This is a genomic window from Vreelandella boliviensis LC1 (genome assembly GCF_000236035.1).
GTDB lineage: Bacteria > Pseudomonadota > Gammaproteobacteria > Pseudomonadales > Halomonadaceae > Vreelandella > Vreelandella boliviensis.
In genome coordinates, this window is sequence record NZ_JH393257.1 from 641273 (window position 1) to 641869 (window position 597).

Sequence of the window (597 nt, forward strand, 5' to 3'; positions counted from 1 at the left end):
TTGGGTTTTCAGCGTGCTGACCGCGCTTTGGTGGGCTTTACGCGCCGCCTGGAAGTCATTTTTCAGATGCTCTTTATCGCGCTGCAGCTTGTGTTCCGCCTGCTCCAGCTCTGCCTCCTGGGCGACCAGCTGCGGTTTCTGCTGACCCCACTCCACGCGCATAAAGCGGGTGTACTCGGTGAGCTCATCCTGACGGGCGGCGGTGACGCGGATACGTTCGTCCTGGCTCGCCAGGCGCTGTTTGGTATCTTTGAGCTTGGCGGGGTCGACGCCCTGCTCGGCCAGCTCCTGACTAAAGGCTTCCTCCAGCTCTTCCCGCTGGCGCTGGTGCTCGGCGTTGGCGTCGCTTAGCTGCTGCTTATACTGGCGCAGCTGGGCATCCAGGCTATCAACCTGGCTTTGGCCGTCGGCTTTTAGCTCTAACAACTGGCTTTGGTGGGTCTCGCTAAGGGCGGCGAGGGCCTGCTGCTTCTCTTCGCGCAGCTCTTTTTGCGCCTGTTCCTGGTTGGCCAGCGCGGCCTGATGGGCGGCGCGGCGCTCCTGCTGGCGCTTGGTGTGGCGCTCCTGCTGCTGGCGGCGGGGCTCTATCGCAAAATC

Annotated in this window: 1 protein-coding gene; it reads right to left on the bottom strand. The window is 63.0% G+C overall.

All coding sequences use genetic code 11. The features are described from left to right. Positions 1–597, bottom strand: a 597-nt coding sequence (locus KUC_RS19890; RefSeq protein ID WP_244264725.1) for an ATP-binding protein, incomplete at both ends; no start/stop codon positions are given.